This window comes from Desulfurellaceae bacterium, assembly GCA_021296095.1.
In the GTDB taxonomy this organism is placed as follows: Bacteria; Desulfobacterota; Binatia; order Bin18; family Bin18; genus JAAXHF01.
In genome coordinates this window covers 1-20,921 of sequence record JAGWBB010000062.1, presented here as the reverse complement: position 1 = coordinate 20,921, position 20,921 = coordinate 1, and the positions used below count along the sequence as shown (strand labels likewise).

The window sequence follows — 20,921 nt, the reverse complement described above, 5'->3', positions numbered from 1 at the left end:
CTTGAAGTGCAGATGGAGGGGAATGACTGTTTCTGGTTTGCGTTCAAAGCCAGCTTCCGTGACCTCTTCCAATTCCTCTTCAAAATCGGTGAGGCCATGGGTGTGCCAAAACCGTTCCAGCTCTTCGATCGAATCTGTGTGAGGAACTTTCAGGGTCTTCATTGATATCGTCGCTCGACAATATCCACTTCTCGTGTGTCGGCGTCATACGTGGCCTGAAGAAACGCTTCGACAGTGGCAAGATCTTCTTGGACGGAACCCTGGATATTCTCCTGGGTCTCTGCTTTCGTTGCTCTTGACGACTAAAAACCCGGCAGGTCAGGGCAAGAAACGCTTAGCCTTCTTCAGGCTTGTGTTGCGGAGATCGATGTTGTCGCGCTTGCGTTTCCTGACCCTGAGCTTTTGTCTGTTCTAGCGGCCTGGCTTAGCCTTCGTCTTCAATGGCCGCTCGCACGACCGGCTCGAGCTCGCCACTCTGGTGCATCTCCTGGATGATATCGCAGCCGCCGATGAACTCGCCCTTGACGTACACCTGCGGAATCGTCGGCCAGTTCGAGTACTGCTTGATCCCCTCCCGAACGGCGGGGTTCTGGAGCACATCGACCGTCTGGTAGGGTACGCCGAGCGAATCGAAGATCTGAATCGTGGCCGCCGAGAAGCCGCACATGGGGAACTGCGGGTTGCCCTTCATGAAGATAAGGATCGGGGTGTCTTTGACGTGCTGAGCGATCTGGCTGAGGATGTCGTCTGCCATGGGTCTTTCCTCCTGTGATGGGTGGGTGAATAAACGCACCGGCAGCAGCTCAGGACGCTTTGCCGGGCTGTATGCTTAAGACGCTGGCTGTCTCAGCCTCCGCCTCTTGGGGGGTGAGGGTGCTGAGCTTCAGGGCGTGGATCCGTTCCACCATCGCGTCTTGCAGCGCCCCGTACACCATTCGGTGACGGGCGACTTTCATTTTTCCCTGAAACGACGCCGAGATGACGAGCGCTTCGTAGTGATCCCCGCCCCCGGTCAGGTCGCGGATTTTGACCTCGGCGTCAGGAATCCCCTGGACAATAAGCTGGCTGATTTCCTCAGCCGTAATCGGTTCGGGCATGAAACACTCACCTCAACGGTCTGTCTTGGACCTTATCGGTCCATCTTTTGCGCGCCATGATACCGATCAAGCCAAGCTGCTGCAAGCCGACTTTCTGGCGGGCCGGGTAAAACACAAAAAAGGCCCGGTCGCTCGGTCCGAGCGCTGGGCCTTGGACGGTGCTTGCGGCAACAGGCCGAACACCAAAGAGACAGTGCGGGGCAGAATTATTTCTTCTGCATTTCTTCCCCGCAGCATTTTACGGCGCCGTCTCCGCCTTTGGTGACAATGATCTGAGCGCCACACTTTCCGCACAGGTACATTTTTCCGAGTTGCATCGCACTACCCTCCTATCAAGAATATCTGACGCATTGTGCGGGGTTTTTAGTTCCCCGTAAAGACCGGCTTGCGTTTTGCCAAGAAAGCCGCGACACCCTCAGCCCGATCCTGGGTCGTCTGGAGCAGGACGTACAGGTCTTCCTCCAGGCGGGTGCCCTGCTCCAGGCTGAGATCCATGGCCTTGAGCACCGCCTCTTTGCCGAGGCGCAGGGCAAGCGGTCCCTTGTCCAGCAGACCGGTCAGGACCTCGTCAACCCGGGCGGCAAACCGCTCCGGTTCGATGGCCTCTGTCACCAGACCGATCTGTTGGGCTTGGTCCGCGTCGAGCCGCTTGCCGGTCAGAATCAGCTCCAGCGCCCTGGCCTGGCCGATGATACGGGGCAGGCGCTGGGTGCCGCCGCAGAACGGGATCAGTCCCTCAGCCAGCTGTGGCAGACCGAACTGCACGCCGGCTTTTGCCAGGCGCAGGTCGCAGGCCAGGGCCAGTTCGAGGCCGATCCCTATGGCGTCCCCGTTCAGCATGGCAATGGTCGGCTTGGTCAGGGCTGCCAGCCGCTCGACACACGTCAGCGGACCGAACTGCTGACGAATGCCGTGGGCGGTCGCCGGAGGCGAACACTCAAGACCTGTGCAGAACGCCCCGCCCTGACCGGTCAGCAGTAGGAGTTCGACCGCGTCATCGTCTTCGACCGCCTCGCAGGCCGCAGCCAGCTCTTGGGCCATGGCCGGCGTGAGCCGGTTGCCCTTGTCAGGCCGGTTCAGAGTCAGCCGGGCATAGCGCCCGTGAGTGGTGTAGCTGAGGTCTGACATGGCTGAGCCGGACAAACTCACTCCCCGTACTCGGCGCGGAGTTCCTTTTTCAGGATCTTGCCCATGTGGTTTTTGGGCAACTCGTCCATGAAGTGGATGTCTTCGGGTTTCTTGAAGCTCGACAGCCGCTGACGGCAGAAGTCTCCCAACTCGTCTTCGGTCACCGTCTGGCCCGGACGCACCGCCACAAAGGCGGCAATCTTCTGGCCCCACTGTTCGTCCGGCACACCGATGATGGCCGCCTCGTCCACCGCAGGATGGGCGTGCAGCACGGCTTCGATTTCGGCCGGGGCGATGTTTTCGCCGCCCCGAATGATGATGTCGTCTTTGCGGCCGACCAGATAGATATAGCCGTCCTGGTCCAGATAGCCCATGTCCCGGGTGTGCAGCCAGCCCTCATCGTCAAACAGGGCTGCGGTTGCGCTCTCCTGGCCGGCGTAGCCCTTCATGGCTCGCCCGGTGCGGATCACGACCTCCCCGATCTCATCGGCCGGCAGCGGTGTGTTGTCCTCGTCAAGGATGGCGACCTCGACATCGGGCAGGGGTTTGCCGACCGAGGTCAGCCGCTTGAGGTTGCGCTCGATTTCTTCCTGGCTGCCGTTCAGTTTATGGTCATCCGGACCGAGCACGGACAGGGTGGAGTTGGTCTCGGTCTGGCCGAAGGCATTCACAAAGCCGGTGCTGTCGGGAAACAGCTCAATCGCCTTGCGGATGACCGGAAACGGCATGGGCGCGCCCCCGTAGGACAGGTTTTCCAGACTCGACAGGTCGTAGTTGGAAAATTCGGGATGGTCGATCAGCTGTTTCATCATGGTGGGCACGACAAAGGCGTGGGTGACCTTTTCGTCCTGCACCGCAGCCAGCCACTCCTTGGCGTCAAACTGGCGTAGAATGACGATTTTGCGGCCGGACCAGATGGCGGTCATGATGTTCATCGCGCCGGCGATGTGGTACAGCGGCGCGCATAACAGCGAGGTGCCGCGCGGCGTGCCGTCGGCCATTTCAACCGTGCCGACCACATAGTTGGTAAAACCGCCGTAGGTCAGCATCACGCCCTTGGGCAGCGAGGTGGTCCCGCTGGTGTACATCAGGATCGACAGGTCGTCTTCGTCCACCTCGGCGTCTTCGATATCGGGCGAGCCCTTGGCGATCAGGTCCTCGTGGTTGTGCATGCCGGGCTGGCTGCTCTCCATCGCCACATAGTGCTGAATCATCGGGAACTGGGGTTTCAGCTGCTCCAGCAACGGCAGGTAGCGGTCGCCGGTAAACAGCACTTTCACATCTGCGGCCGTGACCATGTATTCCACTTCGGGCGGTTTGGCCCGGTAGTTGAGCGGCACGAAGGTCGCGCCCACGGTCGCGGTTGCGTAATACGCCTCAATATACTGATTGGAGTTGGTCTGCAGGGCGGCGACCCGGTCGCCGGGGCCAACGCCCAGCGCTTTCAGACTACTGGCGAGTCGGCGGACCCGGTCAAGCGTTTCGCCGTAGGTCAGGCGTTTACCCTCAAAGATAAGGATCTCCTGATCCGCCAGCATCATACCGGGAAGACTGAGAAAATTCGCGGTGTTCATGAATGTTGCTCCTCTTCGCGTAGTAACGGTACAGCCGTTTCAGCTATCAGCCCTGAACACAGATGACAAGATGCGGCGCGTCTATGGCACACAGACTAGAGGTGGGCGAACAGCCGCTGCTCCAGCCGCAGACCTTCGGCCAGGGGCAGATCCAGACCCTGCCGAACCGCGCGCTTGGCCAGAGCGACGAGCCGGGGGTCGTGCTGGGCCAGGCTGTGGGCCAGCGTTTTTGCCTCCGCCAGCAGGCTCTGGCGCGGCACGACTCGGTTGGCCAGGCCAATCTGAACGGCCTGCTCGGCGTTCACCCGCTTACCCGTCAAGACCATATCCAGGGCGCGTCCCAGACCGATTGCCCGCGGCGCGGTCTGGGTGCCGGCCACGCCGGGGATCATGCCCAGTCCGGTTTCCGGCAAAAAGAAGACCGTATCGTCGGCGGCAAGACACAGGTCACACAGCAGGGCCATTTCCATGCCGCCGCCCACGGTAAAGCCGTGGACCGCAACAATCGTCGGCTGGGGCAGGCCGAGCAGGGTACCCCACACGTCGCGACGCCAGCGTATGGTCCGTGCCCCGACCGGGGAGGGGGCCGAGCCAAACTCCGACACGTCCCCGCCGGTTGAAAAGGCCGGGCCCTCACCGCGCAGAATCATGACCCGGACCTCGGGATCGTCGCCGACGGCGTGCAGCGCCTCGTACAGACCGTCGCGCATTTCTACGTTGTAGGCGTTGAACACCCGAGGGCGATTCAGTGACACAATGGCCAGGCTGTCTTCTTTGTCGTAGATGACGGCCGACATGCCTAATCACTACCGAGTCGGGCGGAGCGAGTAAAGAGGCGGCACTCGCCTAGGTCTGGTGCCACACGACTTTGCCGCCGATGATCGTGGTTGTCACCGCCAACGAACCGATGGCCTGGGCGGGAATCACGCTCATATCACCGTCGAGGATGACGAGGTCGGCCAGCATGCCCGGCGCGAGCCTGCCCTTGCTGTTTTCCTCGAAGCCCACCCAGGCGGCCGCGCTGGTGAAAAGACCCAGCGCTTGGGCCAGGCTCACCCGCTCTGCGCCACTCACCTCCCGGCCGATCTGAGACTGTCTGGTCAGGGCTGTGCTGATGCTGGCCAGCGGCGCCAGCGGGCCAACCGGACAGTCGGAGCTGCCCGCCACCGGGATGTGGTGATCGATCAGGCTTCTCGTCCGGTACAGCCAGGAGTGGATTTCGGGAGCGACCTCGGCGACGTATTTTTCTCCGTACCAGCGCACAAAGCCGGGCTGGGTGACGACTGCGCAGCCGCTGGTCTTCAGCTGCTCCAGAAACGGTGGCGGACACAGCGAACAGTGTTCGATCCGGTGGCGGTGATCCGGCCGAAACAGCCGCTGCTGGGCCTGCTCAACCGCATCGAGTGCCAGGCCGATGGCCGCTTCTTCAACGGCGTGGAAGGCCAGCTGAAAGCCGTGGTGATGTGCCCGCCAGACCAGCTGTCTGAGCGTCGCCGGCTCTGGATGGAGGGCGCCCCGGCTCTCGTGCAGCATGATCTTCACACTCCCCAGACGGACCTGGTCGTCTCCGCTGAAGGGTTCCAGCCGGGCTTCGAGCAACTGCTCCAGGGCTGCACTGCCGATCATCACCGTGGCTCGTGAAGCCAGCAGCCCGTCGGTCGCCAGCTGTTGAAAAACAGCCAGGTCCTCAAGCGTATTGCCCGCGCTGGCGTCGTGGAACGAGGTCACGCCCAGGCGCAGCAGGTCTTGTCCGGCGTGTTGCACGGCGGCCCGAAAGCGGGCTGCGGGTAGACGGGGAATGACGCTGCGCAGCACGGCTTCGAGTTCGTACACCACACCTGTCGGCCGGCCGCTGGTGTCGCGCTCGGCGTAGCCTCCGTGGCGGTCGGCAAAGGATGGGCCGATGCCGGCCCGGTTCAGGCCAGCGGTGTTGAGCACAGCGGCATGACCGGAGCGGTGGCGGACCACAATCGGCCGCTCACGACACACCGCGTCAAGATCGGAGCGGGTCGGATGGCGTTTTTCGGTCAGTAGGAACTCGTCGTACCCGTAGCCGCGTAGCCACTCTCCGGGCTGCAACTGGGGGAGATACATCGCCAGATGGCGCTGCAACTCGGGAATCGACCCGATATCGCTGAGATCCGCGCCACACAGGCGACTGGCCCAGGAAAACAGGTGGAGATGCGGATCGATGAAGCCGGGCAGGACGGTGTGGCCATGACAGTCCAACAGGTGGGTGTGACGTGAAATGAGAGGCCGGAGGTCGGCCTCGCGGCCAAGGGCTATGATCCGGTCGCCGACCATGGCCACGGCTTCGGCAGTCGGACGGTGCGGGTCCTGGCTGAGGACCGTCCCTCCGTACACCACCAGATCAGCTGGGGGAGTGGGCAAAGACATGGCCGCTGCTCGCAAAAAGGGCGATGCCGTTGCATCGCCCTTTTGATCTGGAATGGAAACTGTGCGCTCTTAGTCCGACGACGGCAGGGGTTTTGCCTCTTTGAGCGGCATCTCTTTGTCGCAGCAGTCCAGCGTGCCGTCTCCAGGCTTATTACACAGAACCTCGGTGCCGCATGTCTCACACATATAACGTTTTCCAAGTTGAGCCATACTACCCTCCTACATGTGATGCTTCTCGCACTCCCTCATTCATAAGAGAATGGAAGTACGGCTACCTCCGCTATCATGGGCCTCCCATTTCTGTCAATCCGCAGCCGGGTGCCCGGTTCAAGATACTCGCGACGGACGTAGCCCAGGGCGAGCGGTCGACCGAAACGGGGAGACAGGGTCGCGCTGGTGATCCAGCCGACCTCCTTGGTATCGGAAAACAGCTTATCCCCGCTTTGGGGCGGTTCCGTCCCCTGAACCAGCAGGCCGCTGAGCTTGCGGTTCACCCGGCCCCGGGCCGAGGCGCGTTCAACCACCTCCTGGCCGAGATAGCAGCCCTTGTTGAAACTGAGTGCGTGATCGAGCCCGACTTCCAGGACGATGCGATCCTCGTCCATATCCACACCATACCACGGGATGCCGGCCTCAATCCGCAGCATATTGAGCGCGCCTAAGCCGACCGGGCAGGCGCCCAGCGGTCGACCAGCCTCAAGCAGGGCCTGCCATACCGCCTCAGCCCGAGCCTGTGGAACCAGGATGTCGTAGCCGTCCAGGCCGGTCTCAGATGCCCGGACGATGCGGACGGCGGTCTCGGCCAGCCGCGCTTCCGCGTGCTGGCAGTCCTCGCTCAGGCTGACTGAGACACCGACCGCCTCCAGCAGGTGTGAGGCCAGCGGCCCTTGCACACCAATGGTGGTCTGGTCTGCGCTCAGGTCTGCGAGTTCCACATCATCGGCGATGATAAAACGCTCCAGAGCGGCGACCGTCTTGTCCTTGACCCGCGCGTCAAGGTCGAGCATGAGGCCGTCTTCGAGCGCGTACACACGCAGGTCGGCGACAATCCGGCCCTGGTCGGTCAACAGGGTTGCCGGGCAGCCCTGGCCGGGCCGTAAGGACTCGACATCGTTCGACAACATGCCCTGCAGAAATGAGACGCGATCCTCTCCGCTCGCCCCGATCTGGACCCGGAAGGAAAGGTCGATGAGCCCGGCGGTGTCCTGGACGGCCCGGTACTCGCGCTCGACATCCGCAAAGCGTTCGGGCAGAGCCATCCCCCGATCATCGGTCACCACCGCCCCGTGGGCGGTATGCCATGCCGCCAGTGGTGATTGCATATCCACCTCTTGTGACGCTAAGCGGGGGCGGCGTTCATGCGGCGCAGCTGCCGTACCGCCTGAATGCGCTCCTGGGCCAGGGTGACCGCCAGGCGATGGGGATGAATGTTGCGCTGCCTGGCCTCGGCAAACAGTGTCTTGAGCGTTGTATAGATCGTTTCGGTCTTGGCCTGAGCTCGCTCGCGACGGTAGCCGCCGGGACCGAGTTCGTCGGCAACGTTGATCAGGCCGCCGGCGTTAATGGCAAAATCGGGCGCATAGACAATGCCCCGCTCGTACAGCGCATCGCCATCCGCATCGCTGACGAGCTGGTTGTTGGCCCCACCGCCAATAATCCGGCAGCGCAGGTGGGGAATCGTCCGGCTGTGAAACAGGCCACCCGCCGCACACGGCGCCAGGATGTCACACTCCTGGGTGTAAATGTCCTCGGGGCTGACGACCCGGGCCTGGAAGTCTTCGGCAGCCTGCCGGGTGCGGCGCTCGTCCACATCGGCCACAATCAGTCGCGCCCCAGCCTCGTGCAGGTAGCGGGCCAGCGGATAGCCGACCTTGCCCAGCCCGGGCAGGGCAACCGTCTTGGCCTGGAAGTCGGCCGTACCGTCCGCCTCTTCCAGACACGCCCGCTGCCCGCAAAAGATGCCCCAGGCCGTCATCTGAGACGGATCGCCGCCGCCGCCAAAGACGGTGTCGCGGCCGACACCAAAACGGCTCTCTTTGCGTACCCGTTCGATATCCGCGGTCGAAGTCCCCATGTCTTCGGTCGGGATATAATGCCCGGCCAGCGATTCAATCGCGCGGCCCAGGGCGCGGAACAGCATCTCCCGGCGTGGCAAAGCGGACGATGATATCTTCCTGCTCGAATGGTCATCGTCGTCCGTTTTGATCGTATGGTCGCCAATCACCACCGCCTTGCCGCCGCCGTAATCCAGGCCCGCCAGCGCGGCTTTGTAGGTCATCGCCTGGGCCAGCCGCAGAGCGTCGGTGACGGCCTCGTCCTCGGTTGCATAGGCCCGCATGCGGATCCCGCCCAGGGACGGTCCCAGGGTGGTATCGTGAATGGCGATGATCGCCTTGAGTCCGGCTCCCCGGTCGGCGCAAAAGACCACCTGTTCGTAGTCTTCGGCATGCATGGTGTCAAACAGCGCGGTCATAACGGTGTGCGCCCCTGTGCGACTCCGACCAGCATATCAGACTTCAACCAGAATATCGTCACCGTCGACTTTGACGGCGTAGGTGTCTTGTTTCACGTCCGGGTCGTCGAGGTTCTCGCCGTTGGTCACGTTATACTCCCAGCCGTGCCACGGGCAGGTCACCGTCGTGTCGTCGAGGTCGCCCTCGTCGAGCGGGCCGCCCTGGTGGGGGCAGATATTGTCGATCGCGTAATACTCGCCGTCAACCTGAAAGATGGCGATCTGCTTGTCTTCGACCTCAACGCATTTCCCGCCGTCCTTCGGGATGTCGCTCTTTTGGGCGACCTTCACAAAATCTCCCATGTTGTCCTCCTTCGCATGCAAAAAAGCCCCCCTGTCGGTTCGGACGAAGACAGAGAGGCCAGAGAATATCTAGGGATAGAGAAACGGGCTTAGCCGCCGTAGAAGACCTTCTCGCCCAGATCGGCCATCGCCAGCGTAGCCGCATCGGCCCGGCCGTCGGGCTGCTTCTGGACAACCGCGTCCACCACCTTGCCGATAAAGATCGAGTGGTCGCCGTTCTCAACCGTCTGCTCCAGGGAGCATTCGACATAGGCCGGGACGCTCTCCAGCACGGGCGCGCCGGTGCTGCCGGCTTTGTAGGCCTCGCCGTTAATCGTATTGCCGTCCTTCTCAACCGGTTTGAAGAAGGCAAAGGCCGGACCCTGCTGGCCCTTGCCCAGGATATTCAGGGCAAAACAGCCGGCTTTTTTCACCAACTCATGGGCGGTCGAGTCGCCCTTCACGCCGACCACGACCAGCGGCGGATCAAAGGCGGTCTGGGTGACCCAGTTGACGGTTGCGGCGGCAATCTCGCCGTCTTTTTCCGCAGTCAGCACGTACAAACCATACGGAATCATGCGTAAGGCGGTCTTTTTGGCGTCTGCATCCATAGTCGTTCTCCCTCTGTGGTAGACTGTCTGGGCCTTGTATCTGGCCTGGGTGCGGTGTGCAAGTCCTCAGCCTATGGCTTGGGAAGCGGTGTGATGAGGAGGTCACCCGTGCAACCAGCCGTGTCCTGCCAGCGGCTCGGGCAGTTGATGCCCTCCAGGTCAGCTAGGCTGCCGGTGAAATAGCCCTGATAGCTGTCGTTCAGCGACCATCCCCCGACGAAAAGACTGCCGCTTTCCTTGTCGCAGACCTCGCCAGAAAACCTGAAGACTCCGTGCGGAGGGGCGTCGGCAGAAACGGAAAATCTTCCCTCCTGTACTTCCACTTGTATAATCCCTCTGGGTGCCGCACACGCAATGGGAAGGTCGGCACCGAAGAGAAAGTCGGGATCGAATCGAATCAAATACGTGTCCCCGCGATAACTTGTTTCGTCTCTCGCACACGGCAGGGGCGGCGGCGGGAGCAGTGGCGCTGGAGATGGCGGGCGGCCTTCAGGTATCTTCAGCCCCCCGTACGCGTCCTGGAAATTCACCTGAGACAGGGAGAGGAGTTCCAGGTGTTGGGTACTTGTGTTCCACACAAACTCCGCCTTCTCACCCAGCGACGGGAAATCCAGGATTGTGAACGGGCCGGGATCTGCGTCTTCGACAAACTCCTCTCCGAAGGTCGCCACCCTGACCGTGCTGCTGTCGAACTTCTTGCCGTTATCGAGGGCTGCGACGGTGTATGTTCCGTCGCCCAGGAGGCCCCAGTTGAAGTAGGTCACAAAGCCGTTATCCGTATCTCCACACGTTTCTTCGGTGTCCTCACGAGACAGCCCGTACAGCGTGGGCAGGGGATTTGCATCATCGACTCGGACCGTGATCGCCCCCTCGGCCTCACACTTCCAGCCCGAGATGACCCCAATCCCGGACAGCGTGTCCCCCTGGCTGGGAATCTCAAGCCGCCCTTCTATTTCCTGCTCTTGCTCCTGCTCCTGCGCCACAGTCAGCGAGGGGGCCAGGATAACGAGCCCGAGGCAAAGGCGGAGCCAGAAGGACATCAGAATCTCCTCAAAAGAGCGCTTCAACCGCCAATCCATCGTTCAGTGAGGAACGCTATGGAAGGGCGGTAATCGTCCAGCTGTCATCGTCATTTCTGCTGGCAGCAGCGCCGAACTCAGACAGACTAGTGTCGTAACACCGATTAAGGACTAAACTCTCTACACACCCTCGTCCGTCTGCCTCGACAGAAAAAGTGAAGTCGATGCTGAGTATGGTGCCGCTGCACATTTGTCCCGGATTCACAATTGACCCAACCATACACTCCCCAAGATCGGCTGGCTCGGGTTCTGTTGGCTCGGGCTCAGGACTCTTGCACGACTCCACCATCTCGAAATGTTGGGTGCTCGTATTCCACTCGAGGTATGTCGTCTCACCAGTCGACGGGAAATCATTCACGGTGACACAAGTGTCCGGCGCATTGGTCAGATACTCTACCCCGGCGGTCGCTACCGAGAACGTGCTGCGGGCAAACTCCACGCCGTTATCGTAGGCCACAGCCGTATGCTCGTCATCGCCCAGCAGCGCCCAGTTATAGATAGCTACAAAGCCGTTGTCCGTGTCCCCGCATCGAGGTTCGGTATCGGGCCGCTCGACGCCATACACCAGGGACACGGGCTGCGTCTCATCATCAAATTTGACTGTGATGTCCCCCGCGGCCTCACACTTCCAGCCACGGATCACCCCAATCCCTGACAGCTTATCGCCGTCGTCAGGAGTCTCAAGAAATTCTGCATAAACAAGCGAAGGCGCCAGGAGAAATAGTCCAAGACAAAGGCGAAGCAGGAAAGACATGGGAGCCTCCTCAAGATGGGGCCAAAATTTTGCCGACACCTTGTATCTTGTCCGTACCGGGGGTGCAAGTCCTGAACGTGCCAGGGCAGGCCAGCCATAAATTTCTTGAACAGATGCTCAGCAACTCGGACCAGCCGAATCTAAGCGTCGGATCGACGAGCAAGCAGACGCACAGCTACCATATCGTCATCTTTCATGGCACGTTGGAAACAGAGAAGGTTTTATTTAGAACATTGTTATATTAAAGAACAGTAAGGAAAATCGGGCACTTATCAGACCCTTTTGAATCACTTGCTCAAAACATAAAGAAAATCAAATACTTATTAGACCCTCTGATCTCAGCGGAGACGAAACAGACAGCCCCCTGTCGGCTCCTCTTTCCACAGAAACAGAAGGCTTCGAGGGGCACCCGGAGTGCCATGCTGCATGTCCGGATGGACGGCGAGTTGAAGCGACAGGCGAGGTGAGCCAAGCCCGTACAAGATCACGCTTGGCTTCATCCATACAACACTTTTCCGCGTTCAAGAATCTGGTATTCGTGAGAGCCGAACAGAATGACCTGTTCCGGCTGAAACTCGGCGACCAGCCGCCGGGTTATCTCCCGCAGAATCCCTTGGGACAGCTCTTTCATTTATCCCTCAGCCTCTACCAGCCAACCGTAGGGATCGGGTCTGAGGCCGCGCTGGATGCCGGAAATCTCGTCAAACAGACGCTGGGCGACCCGACCGACGCGGCCGTCGTTGATGCTGATGGTGTGGCCCTTGTAGAACAGCTCGCTGACCGGTGAGATCACCGCCGCCGTCCCCATCCCAAAGACTTCCTGGAGATGGCCGTTGCCCGCTGCGGTCAGGATTTCGTCAATCGTGACAGGACGCTCGACAACCGGAATGCCCCAGTCGGTGGCCAGCTGAAGTACGCTGTCGCGGGTGATGCCGGCCAGGATATTGCCGTTGAGGGCCGGGGTGACCAGGCGGTCGTCAAGCATGAAGGCGATATTCATCGAGCCGACCTCTTCGATATAGCGCCGCTCAAGTCCGTCCAGCCATAAGACCTGAGAGTAGCCCTGACGGTGGGCCTCTTCCCCGGCCAGCAGGCTGGCCGCATAGTTGCCGCCGGTCTTGGCCTCGCCCATCCCGCCTTTGACCGAGCGCACATAGCGGTCTTCGACCAGGATTTTGACCGGGTTGAAGCCCTCGGCGTAATACGCCCCGACCGGGGACAGAATGACAAAGAAGGTGTAGGTCTGGGACGGACGAACCCCCAGATAGGGGTCGGCGGCAATCATCGTCGGCCGGATGTACAGAGACGTGCCCGCCGCCCGAGGCACCCAGTCGCGGTCAACCGCGATCAGGCTCTTCAGAGCCGAGACAAAGACATCTTCCTCGATCTGCGGCATGCACAGGCGTCGGGCCGAACGGTTGAGCCGTTCAGCACTCTTGTCGGCCCGGAACAGCACAATTGTGTCCTGGACCGAGCGGTAGGCTTTGATACCCTCAAAGATCGCCTGCCCGTAGTGCAACACCGCAGTCGAGGGGTCGAGCGACAGCGGACCGTACGGCACGATGCGCGGATCATGCCAGCCCTGGTCGGCAGAGCCGTCCATCACAAACATGTGATCGGTAAAAATCTCGCCAAACCCGAGTTGGTCGTCGCGCGGTTTCGGCTTTGGCCGGGTGGTGCGGGTCAGGGGAATGGCTGGCGGCATGCTCGTGTCGATTCCTTTACTGCAATCCAAACCAAAAGTCCGAATGGGCTTTGCCCGCAACCTAGCGCCGTCCCGTGTATCCTTCAAGCGCTGGACAGCCGCGCGTTGACTTTGTGGCCGGTCCCGGGCTAGGGTCGCGTCCATCAGCCGACAGGGAGGAGGACCCGTGCTGTGTCGCCCGACAACTTATTCGTCCGCGTAGTAGATACGCGGCACGCGCCAGCGCTCAAACATGCCGGGTTTGTCCTTGGCCGCGGTCTTGAGGTGTTCGGCGTGGGCGTCCATATCGGCGTACAGCCGGGCTACATCGAGCCCGTGATGGCTGGGACGGTAGTTTTCGAGACGCATCAACCCCTGGGTCAGTAAATTCACCGTGCCCTGTGAGGCGCCGCGGTTGAAGCGCAGGTGGAGACCGGTGGCAAAACGGATCAGGGCTTCGTAAAAGGCCTGATCCTCGGCCGCGATTTCAGGCCAGCCCTCTTCCAAGACCTGGTGACAGCTGAAATACTCGCGTCGGTTGAACAGGCGCACCGCCTCTTGCAGTTTCGGATGCATGGAGGAAGCCTAAAACGGCAGACCTGAAACGTAAAGCCAGGCAATGAGAAAGGAAGAACGGCATGTCTATCCGGACGGTTGAGCAGTATACAGACAGCCTCAAAGACGACCGCGTGGTGTATCTGCGCGGCCAGCGGCTGAGTAATGTGACGGAACATCCGCTGATCCAGAAGGCGATCAATCACGAGGCTACGGACTATCGCCTGATGCACGACCCCGAGTTCCGCGCTCTGGCGGTCGTACGCCACCCGGACAGCGGGGAGGAGATGAGCCGCTATTTCCTGCCGCCCCGCAGCGCCGAAGAGCTGCTCAAGCGTAGCGAGCTGATTGAAACGGCGTGTCGGGAGGGCGGCACCCTGGTGGTGCTGGCCAAAGTGGTTGGCAGCGATGCCCTGTTCGGCCTGACCCGGACCTGCCAGAAGGTCGATGCGGCCCTGGGCACGCGCTATGCCGACAACGTCGCAGCCTTTTATGAGTCGTGCTGGCGCAACGACTTGAGCTTTGCCCTGGCCCAGACCGACGTCAAGGGCGACCGCTCGCTCCGCCCCTCGGAGCAGGAAGACCCCGACCTGTATCTGCACATTGTTGAGGAGCGGCCGGACGGCATTGTGGTGCGCGGGGCAAAAACCCACACCTCCAACACGACCCACGCGAATGAGATGATCGTGCTGCCGACCCGGGCGATGGGCGAGGCCGATAAGGACTACGCGGTGTCCTTTGCTATTCCGCTCGACACGCCGGGGCTCAAGCTGCTGATGAGCGGCTATGGCTCGTACACCGAGCGCAACGCCTTCGACCATCCGGTCAGCTCGGGCCTCAAGATGACCGAAACCCTGACGGTCTTTGACGATGTGTTTGTGCCCAACGAGCGGATATTTCTGAAGGGCGAGTGGCAGTTTGCCGGCCCGCTGGCCCTGTCGTTTGTGGAGTACCACCGGCTGACCGCGATTTCCTACAAGCTGCCGTTTCTGGATCTGCTGGCCGGCGCGGCGCGGCTGATGGCCGAGTACAACGGGGTCGAAAAGGCCGCCCACATCAAAGAGAAGCTGTTCTGGCTGGCCAGCTATGCCGAAACGACCCGCTCGCTGACCCATATGGCGTGCATGAAAGCCGTGCCGACCGATTTTGATATGGTCATTCCCAACCCGGCCACGGTGAATATCGCCAAGCATCATTTTGCGGCCAATTTCCACCAGGCGCTGTCGCACGTCCAGGACATTGCCGGCGGCATCCTGGTCACCGCTCCGGCCGTCGAAGACCTGCACAGCGAGGAGACCGGGCCGCTGATCGAGAAATATCTCAAGGGCCGCAAGGGCACCTCGGGCCGCGAGCGCTTGCAGCTGATCAACTTGATTCAGGACATTACCGCGTCCGACTTTGGCGGCTACCAGGCTGTGCTGGCGCTGCACGCCGAGGGCTCGATGGAGGCCGAGAAAATGCAGCTGTACCGCGAGTACGACTGGTCCAGGGTCAGCGACTTCGCCCGCCGTATGGCGCGTCTGGCCTGAGGGGAGGCATCGCGCCCGCACTTGGTGTTCGGCTCGGAGCTGCCCACCGAACCTGTGTCACGGAAAAGGTGAACATGGCATTACGGGTTACGATTGGCGACGATACCTTTGCCCGGCGCTGGGTTGAGGGAACTTTTGTGCGGGTGTGCATCCACAACGCGACAGACACTGTGGTCAGTCTCAGGATTAGCGGCACTGCTCCGGCGAGCGGGACGGCGGTGTTTGAGAACAGCGCCGACCTGAGCGCGCTGATTGCCGAGCTGCAAGAACTCGAAGCACAGCTGGGAGAGTAGGGGAGTGCTCCGACTGGTCGTGCTGCTGGTGTGGGGTCTGGGCTGGGCGTCCGGCGTGCTGGCCCAAGCCCCGGCCAAAACCTGGAAAACCCTCGACGAGCTGTCGGCCCAGGAGTTGAGCCGGCTTGACCTGCGCCAGACTACCCCGCGCAACCCCCAGATTCCCTACCTGCCGGCGGAGGCGTATCCGTTCTCACCCCCGTATACGGCCGAAGAACTGGCCTATCTGGCCTTCGATCTGGATACGCCCCGGCCGCGCTTCTCGCATATCTGGCTCAGTACGGTGCAGAGCATGACGGCCGCGGGCTATATTCGGACGCTCAAGAACAATACCGCCGTCCTGTACCGGCCTGCGGATGGGGGAGCCTTGATGCGCCTGCCCGCAGGCCAGGAGTATATGCGGGCCTTCTCCCAGTTCACCAACCCGCCGTCCGCGGCCGGCCGCCAGAGCCTGCGGGTGGAGTACCGGACCGACCGGCAATTCATCAAGAAGCAGGACCGCTATAACTACACCCCGGAGCGGCGCCGGATTCGTCGCCAGCCGCAGCCGCGCCGCGGGGCGCGTTTTCCCAACAGCGCCCAGACCTTTGACGATCTCCGGGGCCGGGACCCGTGGGAGTTCTCGTGGAAGCTGCTGGGGACGGACGTGTTGTACTCTACCGTCCGTTTTCCCACCACCCGCCCGACCATCACCCTGACCCGGCCGGACGGTTCGTCGTATGAGCAGGACACCAGCCGCCTCAGGATAATGGGCGATGCCTCGGGGTCGAGACCTATGTGGTCGAGTCGGTGCCGCGCCCGGAGTGGCTGCCCGAGTATTACTGCAGCAGGCTGGTGTACTGGATCGACACGACCGTCTTCTGTCCGCTGCGGATCGAACAGTACGACCGGGACGGCAAGCTGGCCCTGGTCGCCGAGCGTCTGGAGCGCCAGGAGTACCCGGCCGACGGCCGGCTCGGCTATACCGCTCTGATCTTTCTGTTCTGGCGGATTGACCTCGACCTGCTGACCGTGGGGGTGCACGACTACCACAAAAAGGTCAACTGGCTGGCCGACCACTGGCAGACCTACTTCAGTCCCGAGTTCCTGCGCCGGGGCTGGTTCCTGAGTCCCTACAAGACCCAGGCCGAGGTGCCCTATCCCGACCAGTTTTATTTGCGACCGCTGCTCTACCCGGACAAATTCCCCGACCAGCGCTCCATCCGGCTTCCTCCCCTGGTGGCGGCTCGGGTGGCGGCCCAGGAGCGGGCCGGGCATATTGTCTTTGAGGTTGAGAGCCAGCCGGCAGCCGTGCCGCCGACCAAGGGGGCGGGCTGAGAACCACACAGGAGGGAGTATGGCGTACGAATCTTTGCTGTACGACAAGCAGGACGGGATCGCGACCGTCACCATCAACCGTCCCCACAAACGCAACGCCTGGACCACCGATCTGTCCGAAGAAATCATCGAGGTCTTTGGCGCCATGGAGGACGACCCCGAGGTCTTGGTCACCGTATTCACCGGGGCGGGCGACAAGGCGTTCTCGGCCGGCGCCGACCTGGGCAACGCCAAGACGCATAAGGTGAACTCGGTCGGCGCCCATCTAGCGACAATCAGCCCCCGTGGCTTTGCCGTCTTCAACGCCGTAGCCGACTACCCCAAGCCGGTAGTGGCCGCCATCAACGGCTACGCGGTCGGCATCGGCTGTTTGATTACCCTGTGCTGTGACATTCTGCTGGCGTCCGAGAATGCCGAACTCGGCCTGCCCCAGGTGCCGCTGGGCATTATTCCGGCCTACGGCGGGGCGGTGCGCCTGGCCCGCTACATCGGCCGGGGCAAAGCCATGGAGATGGTGTTGCTGGGCGAACGGATCAGCGCGGCCGAGGGCTATCGGGTCGGCCTGCTCAACCGCGTCGTGCCCTTGCCGGAGCTGATGCCCTTGGCCTACGATTACGCCCAACGTCTGGCCGGCCTGCCGCCGCTGGCGGCCAGGATGGCCAAGGAGTCGCTCAACAAGGGGTTGGATATCGCCTCGCTCAAAGAGGCCGCTCAGACCGATATCTATCGCTTCATGCTGCTCGGCCAGACCGAAGACAGTCACGAGGCACACACAGCCTGGCGGGAGCGCAGAAAGCCGGAGTTTAAGGGCCGTTAAGAACCACGTCCAAAAAAGGAGGAAGAGCCATGAGTCGATATACTGAAACAGCAGGACCCCAGGCTGCGGAGGGCTGGCAGCTGTCGCGGGTCACCCCACCGAGCGAGCTGTTTGGAGCCAACGGCATGCGGTTTGGCCCGGACGGCCGGATCTATGTTGTCCAGGCCTTTGGCAGCCAGGTCAGCGCCCTTGACCCGGCGACCGGGGCCAGGGAAACCGTCTCGCCGGTCGGGGGAGAGATTGTGGCACCGGACGATATCGCCTTTGATTCGCACGGCACAATGTATGTGACCGAGGTCATGAGCGCCCGGGTCAGCTCGCGTACGCCGAACGGCGAGGTCAAGGTCATCGCCGATAACGTTCCGGGCGCCAACGGTATCGTGGCCTACCAGGACCGGTTGTTCATGGACGAGTGTCGTCCGGGCGGGCGTTTGTGGGAGCTGTACCCGGACGGCCGTTCGCCGCGGCTGATGGCCGACAATCTGCCCTTGCCCAACGCGCTGATGGTCGGTCCTGACGGCAACATCTATTTTCCCCAGATCGCCGTCGGCGAGATCTGGCGCTGCGCGCTCGAAGGCGGCCGGCCCGAGAAGTTTGTCGATGGCCTGGCCGTGCCCACCGCGGTCAAGTTTGACAAGAACGGCCTGCTGACCACCACCCAGGCTGGCAGCGGCGAGATTACCAAGATCGACATCCAGAGCGGGGTCAAAACGCAGGTCGCCAAAGTCCGCCCGGGGATCGATAATTTTGTGATTGACGATGACAACCGGCTGTTCATTTCTCACTTTGTGGACGGTGGGGTGGCGGAGATCATGAACGACGGTACAGAGCGGGTGTTGAGCGGCGCCGGCATGCTCGGCCCGTTTGGCCTGTCGGTCGGCAACGGCACCCTGTTTGCGGCCGACGGCATGAGCCTGATCACACTGACGTCCGACGGCCAGCAGAGCCGCCCGGCCCAGTTCCCCGAGGAAGGCTTCCCGGGTTTTCTGCGCGGCATCGCGGCTGGTCCGTCTAACAATGTGTACGCCAACATCTCGGCCGGCAATGTGGTGTCGTATGACCTCGACGCTCGTGAGACCAGCGTGATCGCCGAGGGCCTGAACGAACTCTACGGCCTGGCGGTGAGCCCTGACGGGTCGCTGGTTGTGGCCGAGGGCGGGGCCGGTCGGGTGCTGATCGTGACGACGGGTGGAGAGGTCTCGACTGCGGCGAGTGGTCTGGGCCGTCCGATGGGTGTGGCGGTGGCCGGTGACGGCAGCTGTTACGTGAGTGATGGCGACCGCGGCCAGGTCGTGCATGTCAACGGCGGAACCTCGACCGTTCTCGACGGACTCCAAAAGCCGCACGGGGTGGCGCTGTCGGGAGATCAGCTGTTTGTGGTCGATACGGGCAGTAAGGAGCTGATTGCCTTCTCGCTGTCAACCAAACAGCGTCAGACTGTGGCCAGCAATCTGCCGGTCGGCGCTCCGCCGGGTGTGACGCCCAAGGTGCTGCCGGGCATTGCCGAGCTGGTTCCGGGACCGCTCACGCCGTTCTCCGACCTGGCCATCGGCAGTGACGGAACCGTCTATATTGCCGCCGACGGGGACGGCAGCCTGATGGCCGTCAAACGCGCCTGATCGCACTGCTAGGGGCAGCCCCCCGTGGCTGCCCGGCTTAGAATCCTGGGACGGTTGGCGGTAGGACCGCCTTGTGCGTACACAGCTACTAAGAGGGAGTGGGGAGTGTGCCCTACACCCCTTCTTTTGACTGGCTGTAGCGCCTTGCTGTTGATCTGAGGAACGGTGCATGTAATACGGATAGAAAATCCGTATTACGAGAGAACACCATGACCAAAAGCGTTCGTTTCGATCCGGCACTCAGAGCGAGTCTTGAGCGGGCCGCGCGTGCATTGGGCATTTCCCAATCCGAATTGATTCGAGAGGCTGTTGCGAGGCGGTGTGAAGAAGTCTTGCATCCCTCTCTGACTGAGCGTTTAAGGCCGGTCATTGGACGGGTGAAAACCTCAGGCGGCCGAGCGCGAGACACGGGGAAGGCTTTTCGCACGCTTCTGGCCAAGAAGGATACGGAGTGACGCTCATTGATGCCGGTCCTCTCATTGCCTTGATAGACAGAGGAGAGCCCGAGCACGAAGCCTGTGTCGCGTGTCTGGCCCGTCTCACTGGCCCGTTTCTCACCACCTGGCCGCCCTTTACAGAGGCAATGTATCTCCTCGGCGAAGCTGGAGGGTGGCGGGCCCAGGAGGCACTCTGGATCATGCTTGATCAGAGCGACCTGCAGGTGATTTTTCAAGGTCCCGAGCACTTCCAACGTATACGTGCGTTGATGCAAAAATATACAGACCGTCCTATGGATTTGGCTGACGCCTCCCTCGTCTGTCTGGCCGAGCAGCGAGGCATACAGGACATCTTCACATTGGACCGGCGAGATTTTCTCACCTACCGTTTCGCTGGGCGGCGGCCTTTTCGTCTTTGGCCGGAGACCTAGAATAGCCGGGTCTTCTGCGCCCCACCGCAAACGGATATATTTCCTCCCATGTCAGACTCCACTCCTGCTCCGTCGGCGACCGTCATTGTGCTGCGCGATACGCCTGCCGGCCTGGAAACCCTGCTGTTGCGCCGCAACTCCCGGCTGGCCTTCCACGGCGGCGCCTGGGTTTTTCCCGGCGGTCACATTGACGCCGCCGACCATGTCGTCGGCGCCGAGGACGACCTGCTGACCGCAGCCCGTAACGCGGCCGTACGCGAGGCGCGCGAAGAGGCCAACCTGATGATCGGGGCCGAAAAACTGGTCTTCTTTTCCCACTGGACGACTCCCATCATTCGGCCCAAGCGCTTCTCGACCTGGTTCTTTGTCGCCCCGGCCGGCAATGAGGTGGTTGCGGTTGATGGCGACGAGATCCACGACCACAGCTGGATGCGGCCCGAAAGAGCCCTGGCCGCCCAAAAAGCCGGAGAGATCGAGCTGCCGCCGCTGACCTTTGTCTCGATTACCAAGCTGGCCGCTTTTCAGACGGTGGACCACGCTCTGAGCCGCCTGGCCGAGCGCAAACCGGAGGTCTTTTTTCCCCGCATTCAGAAAGTCTCGGGCGGGGCGTGTTGCCTGTACCAGGGTGACGCCGGCTATGAGACCGAGGATCCTGACGCGCCCGGCGCCCGGCACCGGCTGTGGATGCTCAAGAGCGGCTGGCGCTACGAGCAGGAGCCGTAGCGGCTAGAGCATTTTCAGCAATTTCCGATGCGTCTGAAGAGGCGGGCGGGACGCCCGCACTCCTAGGTTGCCCGTTCGAAGC

24 protein-coding genes are annotated in these 20,921 nt (G+C 61.8%); 8 read left to right on the top strand and 16 right to left on the bottom strand.

Annotation, left to right across the window (positions count from 1 at the left end):
* Positions 1 to 424: 424 nt before the first annotated feature.
* The 16 genes from grxD to J4F42_15000 form a co-directional block, all read right to left on the bottom strand.
* Positions 425 to 754: a Grx4 family monothiol glutaredoxin gene (gene grxD / locus J4F42_15075; GenBank protein MCE2486835.1), complete on the bottom strand. Its 330-nt coding sequence runs from the start codon at positions 752 to 754 to the stop codon at positions 425 to 427.
* A gap of 49 nt (positions 755 to 803) precedes the next feature.
* Positions 804 to 1,097 (bottom strand): BolA family transcriptional regulator, encoded by a 294-nt coding sequence (locus J4F42_15070; GenBank protein MCE2486834.1) that lies wholly within the window; start codon positions 1,095 to 1,097, stop codon positions 804 to 806.
* A gap of 206 nt (positions 1,098 to 1,303) precedes the next feature.
* Positions 1,304 to 1,414, bottom strand: coding sequence for a hypothetical protein (locus J4F42_15065; protein ID MCE2486833.1), 111 nt, complete (start codon positions 1,412 to 1,414; stop codon positions 1,304 to 1,306).
* Positions 1,415 to 1,460: 46 nt separating this feature from the next.
* Positions 1,461 to 2,225: an enoyl-CoA hydratase/isomerase family protein gene (locus J4F42_15060; protein MCE2486832.1), complete on the bottom strand. Its 765-nt coding sequence runs from the start codon at positions 2,223 to 2,225 to the stop codon at positions 1,461 to 1,463.
* Between the two features lie 17 nt (positions 2,226 to 2,242).
* A complete protein-coding gene (locus tag J4F42_15055; GenBank protein MCE2486831.1) occupies positions 2,243 to 3,799 on the bottom strand; it encodes a long-chain-fatty-acid--CoA ligase in 1,557 nt (518 codons plus the stop codon).
* Positions 3,800 to 3,894: 95 nt separating this feature from the next.
* Positions 3,895 to 4,596, bottom strand: a complete 702-nt coding sequence (locus tag J4F42_15050; GenBank protein ID MCE2486830.1) for an enoyl-CoA hydratase/isomerase family protein — start codon at positions 4,594 to 4,596, stop codon at positions 3,895 to 3,897.
* A 49-nt stretch (positions 4,597 to 4,645) separates the two neighbouring features.
* Positions 4,646 to 6,196 carry an amidohydrolase gene (locus tag J4F42_15045; GenBank protein ID MCE2486829.1) on the bottom strand — a complete coding sequence of 517 codons (1,551 nt, stop codon included), beginning with the start codon at positions 6,194 to 6,196 and terminating at the stop codon, positions 4,646 to 4,648.
* A 69-nt stretch (positions 6,197 to 6,265) separates the two neighbouring features.
* Positions 6,266 to 6,406: a hypothetical protein gene (locus J4F42_15040; GenBank protein MCE2486828.1), complete on the bottom strand. Its 141-nt coding sequence runs from the start codon at positions 6,404 to 6,406 to the stop codon at positions 6,266 to 6,268.
* Positions 6,407 to 6,441: 35 nt separating this feature from the next.
* On the bottom strand, positions 6,442 to 7,518 hold the full coding sequence (locus J4F42_15035; protein ID MCE2486827.1) for an aminomethyltransferase family protein: 1,077 nt from the start codon (positions 7,516 to 7,518) through the stop codon (positions 6,442 to 6,444).
* Positions 7,519 to 7,535: 17 nt separating this feature from the next.
* Positions 7,536 to 8,648: a Glu/Leu/Phe/Val dehydrogenase gene (locus J4F42_15030; protein ID MCE2486826.1), complete on the bottom strand. Its 1,113-nt coding sequence runs from the start codon at positions 8,646 to 8,648 to the stop codon at positions 7,536 to 7,538.
* A 57-nt stretch (positions 8,649 to 8,705) separates the two neighbouring features.
* Positions 8,706 to 9,011 (bottom strand): nitrite reductase small subunit NirD, encoded by a 306-nt coding sequence (gene nirD / locus J4F42_15025; GenBank protein ID MCE2486825.1) that lies wholly within the window; start codon positions 9,009 to 9,011, stop codon positions 8,706 to 8,708.
* A gap of 89 nt (positions 9,012 to 9,100) precedes the next feature.
* The gene (locus J4F42_15020; GenBank protein ID MCE2486824.1) at positions 9,101 to 9,601 is read right to left on the bottom strand and encodes a flavin reductase; all 501 of its coding nucleotides are present in this window, start codon (positions 9,599 to 9,601) and stop codon (positions 9,101 to 9,103) included.
* 71 nt (positions 9,602 to 9,672) lie between these two features.
* Positions 9,673 to 10,641 carry a hypothetical protein gene (locus J4F42_15015; GenBank protein ID MCE2486823.1) on the bottom strand — a complete coding sequence of 323 codons (969 nt, stop codon included), beginning with the start codon at positions 10,639 to 10,641 and terminating at the stop codon, positions 9,673 to 9,675.
* Between the two features lie 55 nt (positions 10,642 to 10,696).
* Positions 10,697 to 11,434: a hypothetical protein gene (locus J4F42_15010; GenBank protein MCE2486822.1), complete on the bottom strand. Its 738-nt coding sequence runs from the start codon at positions 11,432 to 11,434 to the stop codon at positions 10,697 to 10,699.
* A gap of 631 nt (positions 11,435 to 12,065) precedes the next feature.
* Positions 12,066 to 13,139, bottom strand: coding sequence for a branched-chain amino acid aminotransferase (locus tag J4F42_15005; GenBank protein ID MCE2486821.1), 1,074 nt, complete (start codon positions 13,137 to 13,139; stop codon positions 12,066 to 12,068).
* 186 nt (positions 13,140 to 13,325) lie between these two features.
* On the bottom strand, positions 13,326 to 13,694 hold the full coding sequence (locus tag J4F42_15000; protein MCE2486820.1) for a DUF309 domain-containing protein: 369 nt from the start codon (positions 13,692 to 13,694) through the stop codon (positions 13,326 to 13,328).
* A gap of 62 nt (positions 13,695 to 13,756) precedes the next feature.
* Between J4F42_15000 and J4F42_14995 the strand changes: the two genes are divergently transcribed.
* The 8 genes from J4F42_14995 to J4F42_14960 all read left to right on the top strand — a co-directional run bounded on the left by J4F42_14995 (position 13,757) and on the right by J4F42_14960 (position 20,839).
* The gene (locus J4F42_14995) at positions 13,757 to 15,202 is read left to right on the top strand and encodes a hypothetical protein (protein ID MCE2486819.1); all 1,446 of its coding nucleotides are present in this window, start codon (positions 13,757 to 13,759) and stop codon (positions 15,200 to 15,202) included.
* Positions 15,203 to 15,276: 74 nt separating this feature from the next.
* Positions 15,277 to 15,495, top strand: coding sequence for a hypothetical protein (locus J4F42_14990; protein ID MCE2486818.1), 219 nt, complete (start codon positions 15,277 to 15,279; stop codon positions 15,493 to 15,495).
* A 4-nt stretch (positions 15,496 to 15,499) separates the two neighbouring features.
* Complete coding sequence (locus J4F42_14985; protein MCE2486817.1) at positions 15,500 to 16,468, top strand: DUF1329 domain-containing protein; 969 nt, start codon at positions 15,500 to 15,502, stop codon at positions 16,466 to 16,468.
* Between the two features lie 363 nt (positions 16,469 to 16,831).
* On the top strand, positions 16,832 to 17,629 hold the full coding sequence (locus tag J4F42_14980; protein ID MCE2486816.1) for an enoyl-CoA hydratase/isomerase family protein: 798 nt from the start codon (positions 16,832 to 16,834) through the stop codon (positions 17,627 to 17,629).
* A gap of 29 nt (positions 17,630 to 17,658) precedes the next feature.
* Entirely contained in the window at positions 17,659 to 19,248 is a 1,590-nt protein-coding gene (locus tag J4F42_14975) for an SMP-30/gluconolactonase/LRE family protein (GenBank protein ID MCE2486815.1), read from the top strand.
* A gap of 209 nt (positions 19,249 to 19,457) precedes the next feature.
* Positions 19,458 to 19,703: a ribbon-helix-helix protein, CopG family gene (locus J4F42_14970; protein ID MCE2486814.1), complete on the top strand. Its 246-nt coding sequence runs from the start codon at positions 19,458 to 19,460 to the stop codon at positions 19,701 to 19,703.
* Complete coding sequence (locus J4F42_14965) at positions 19,700 to 20,116, top strand: PIN domain-containing protein (GenBank protein ID MCE2486813.1); 417 nt, start codon at positions 19,700 to 19,702, stop codon at positions 20,114 to 20,116. Before J4F42_14970 ends, J4F42_14965 begins: the two co-directional genes overlap by 4 nt.
* A gap of 48 nt (positions 20,117 to 20,164) precedes the next feature.
* Positions 20,165 to 20,839, top strand: a complete 675-nt coding sequence (locus tag J4F42_14960; protein ID MCE2486812.1) for an NUDIX hydrolase — start codon at positions 20,165 to 20,167, stop codon at positions 20,837 to 20,839.
* Positions 20,840 to 20,921 lie beyond the last annotated feature (82 nt).

Excerpts from the sequence above, each read along its gene's own strand:
- J4F42_14995 (MCE2486819.1), top strand. The coding sequence starts at position 13,757 with ATGTCTATCCGGACGGTTGAGCAGTATACAGACAGCCTCAAAGACGAC.
- grxD (MCE2486835.1), bottom strand. The coding sequence starts at position 754 with ATGGCAGACGACATCCTCAGCCAGATCGCTCAGCACGTCAAAGACACC.
- J4F42_15070 (MCE2486834.1), bottom strand. The coding sequence starts at position 1,097 with ATGCCCGAACCGATTACGGCTGAGGAAATCAGCCAGCTTATTGTCCAG.
- J4F42_15055 (MCE2486831.1), bottom strand. The coding sequence starts at position 3,799 with ATGAACACCGCGAATTTTCTCAGTCTTCCCGGTATGATGCTGGCGGAT.
- J4F42_15040 (MCE2486828.1), bottom strand. The coding sequence starts at position 6,406 with ATGGCTCAACTTGGAAAACGTTATATGTGTGAGACATGCGGCACCGAG.
- J4F42_14975 (MCE2486815.1), top strand. The coding sequence starts at position 17,659 with ATGAGTCGATATACTGAAACAGCAGGACCCCAGGCTGCGGAGGGCTGG.
- J4F42_15020 (MCE2486824.1), bottom strand. The coding sequence starts at position 9,601 with ATGGATGCAGACGCCAAAAAGACCGCCTTACGCATGATTCCGTATGGT.
- J4F42_15000 (MCE2486820.1), bottom strand. The coding sequence starts at position 13,694 with ATGCATCCGAAACTGCAAGAGGCGGTGCGCCTGTTCAACCGACGCGAG.
- J4F42_15045 (MCE2486829.1), bottom strand. The coding sequence starts at position 6,196 with ATGTCTTTGCCCACTCCCCCAGCTGATCTGGTGGTGTACGGAGGGACG.
- J4F42_14980 (MCE2486816.1), top strand. The coding sequence starts at position 16,832 with ATGGCGTACGAATCTTTGCTGTACGACAAGCAGGACGGGATCGCGACC.
- J4F42_15050 (MCE2486830.1), bottom strand. The coding sequence starts at position 4,596 with ATGTCGGCCGTCATCTACGACAAAGAAGACAGCCTGGCCATTGTGTCA.
- J4F42_15065 (MCE2486833.1), bottom strand. The coding sequence starts at position 1,414 with ATGCAACTCGGAAAAATGTACCTGTGCGGAAAGTGTGGCGCTCAGATC.
- nirD (MCE2486825.1), bottom strand. The coding sequence starts at position 9,011 with ATGGGAGATTTTGTGAAGGTCGCCCAAAAGAGCGACATCCCGAAGGAC.
- J4F42_15035 (MCE2486827.1), bottom strand. The coding sequence starts at position 7,518 with ATGCAATCACCACTGGCGGCATGGCATACCGCCCACGGGGCGGTGGTG.
- J4F42_15005 (MCE2486821.1), bottom strand. The coding sequence starts at position 13,139 with ATGCCGCCAGCCATTCCCCTGACCCGCACCACCCGGCCAAAGCCGAAA.
- J4F42_15030 (MCE2486826.1), bottom strand. The coding sequence starts at position 8,648 with ATGCATGCCGAAGACTACGAACAGGTGGTCTTTTGCGCCGACCGGGGA.
- J4F42_15010 (MCE2486822.1), bottom strand. The coding sequence starts at position 11,434 with ATGTCTTTCCTGCTTCGCCTTTGTCTTGGACTATTTCTCCTGGCGCCT.
- J4F42_14960 (MCE2486812.1), top strand. The coding sequence starts at position 20,165 with ATGTCAGACTCCACTCCTGCTCCGTCGGCGACCGTCATTGTGCTGCGC.
- J4F42_15015 (MCE2486823.1), bottom strand. The coding sequence starts at position 10,641 with ATGTCCTTCTGGCTCCGCCTTTGCCTCGGGCTCGTTATCCTGGCCCCC.
- J4F42_14990 (MCE2486818.1), top strand. The coding sequence starts at position 15,277 with ATGGCATTACGGGTTACGATTGGCGACGATACCTTTGCCCGGCGCTGG.
- J4F42_14970 (MCE2486814.1), top strand. The coding sequence starts at position 19,458 with ATGACCAAAAGCGTTCGTTTCGATCCGGCACTCAGAGCGAGTCTTGAG.
- J4F42_15060 (MCE2486832.1), bottom strand. The coding sequence starts at position 2,225 with ATGTCAGACCTCAGCTACACCACTCACGGGCGCTATGCCCGGCTGACT.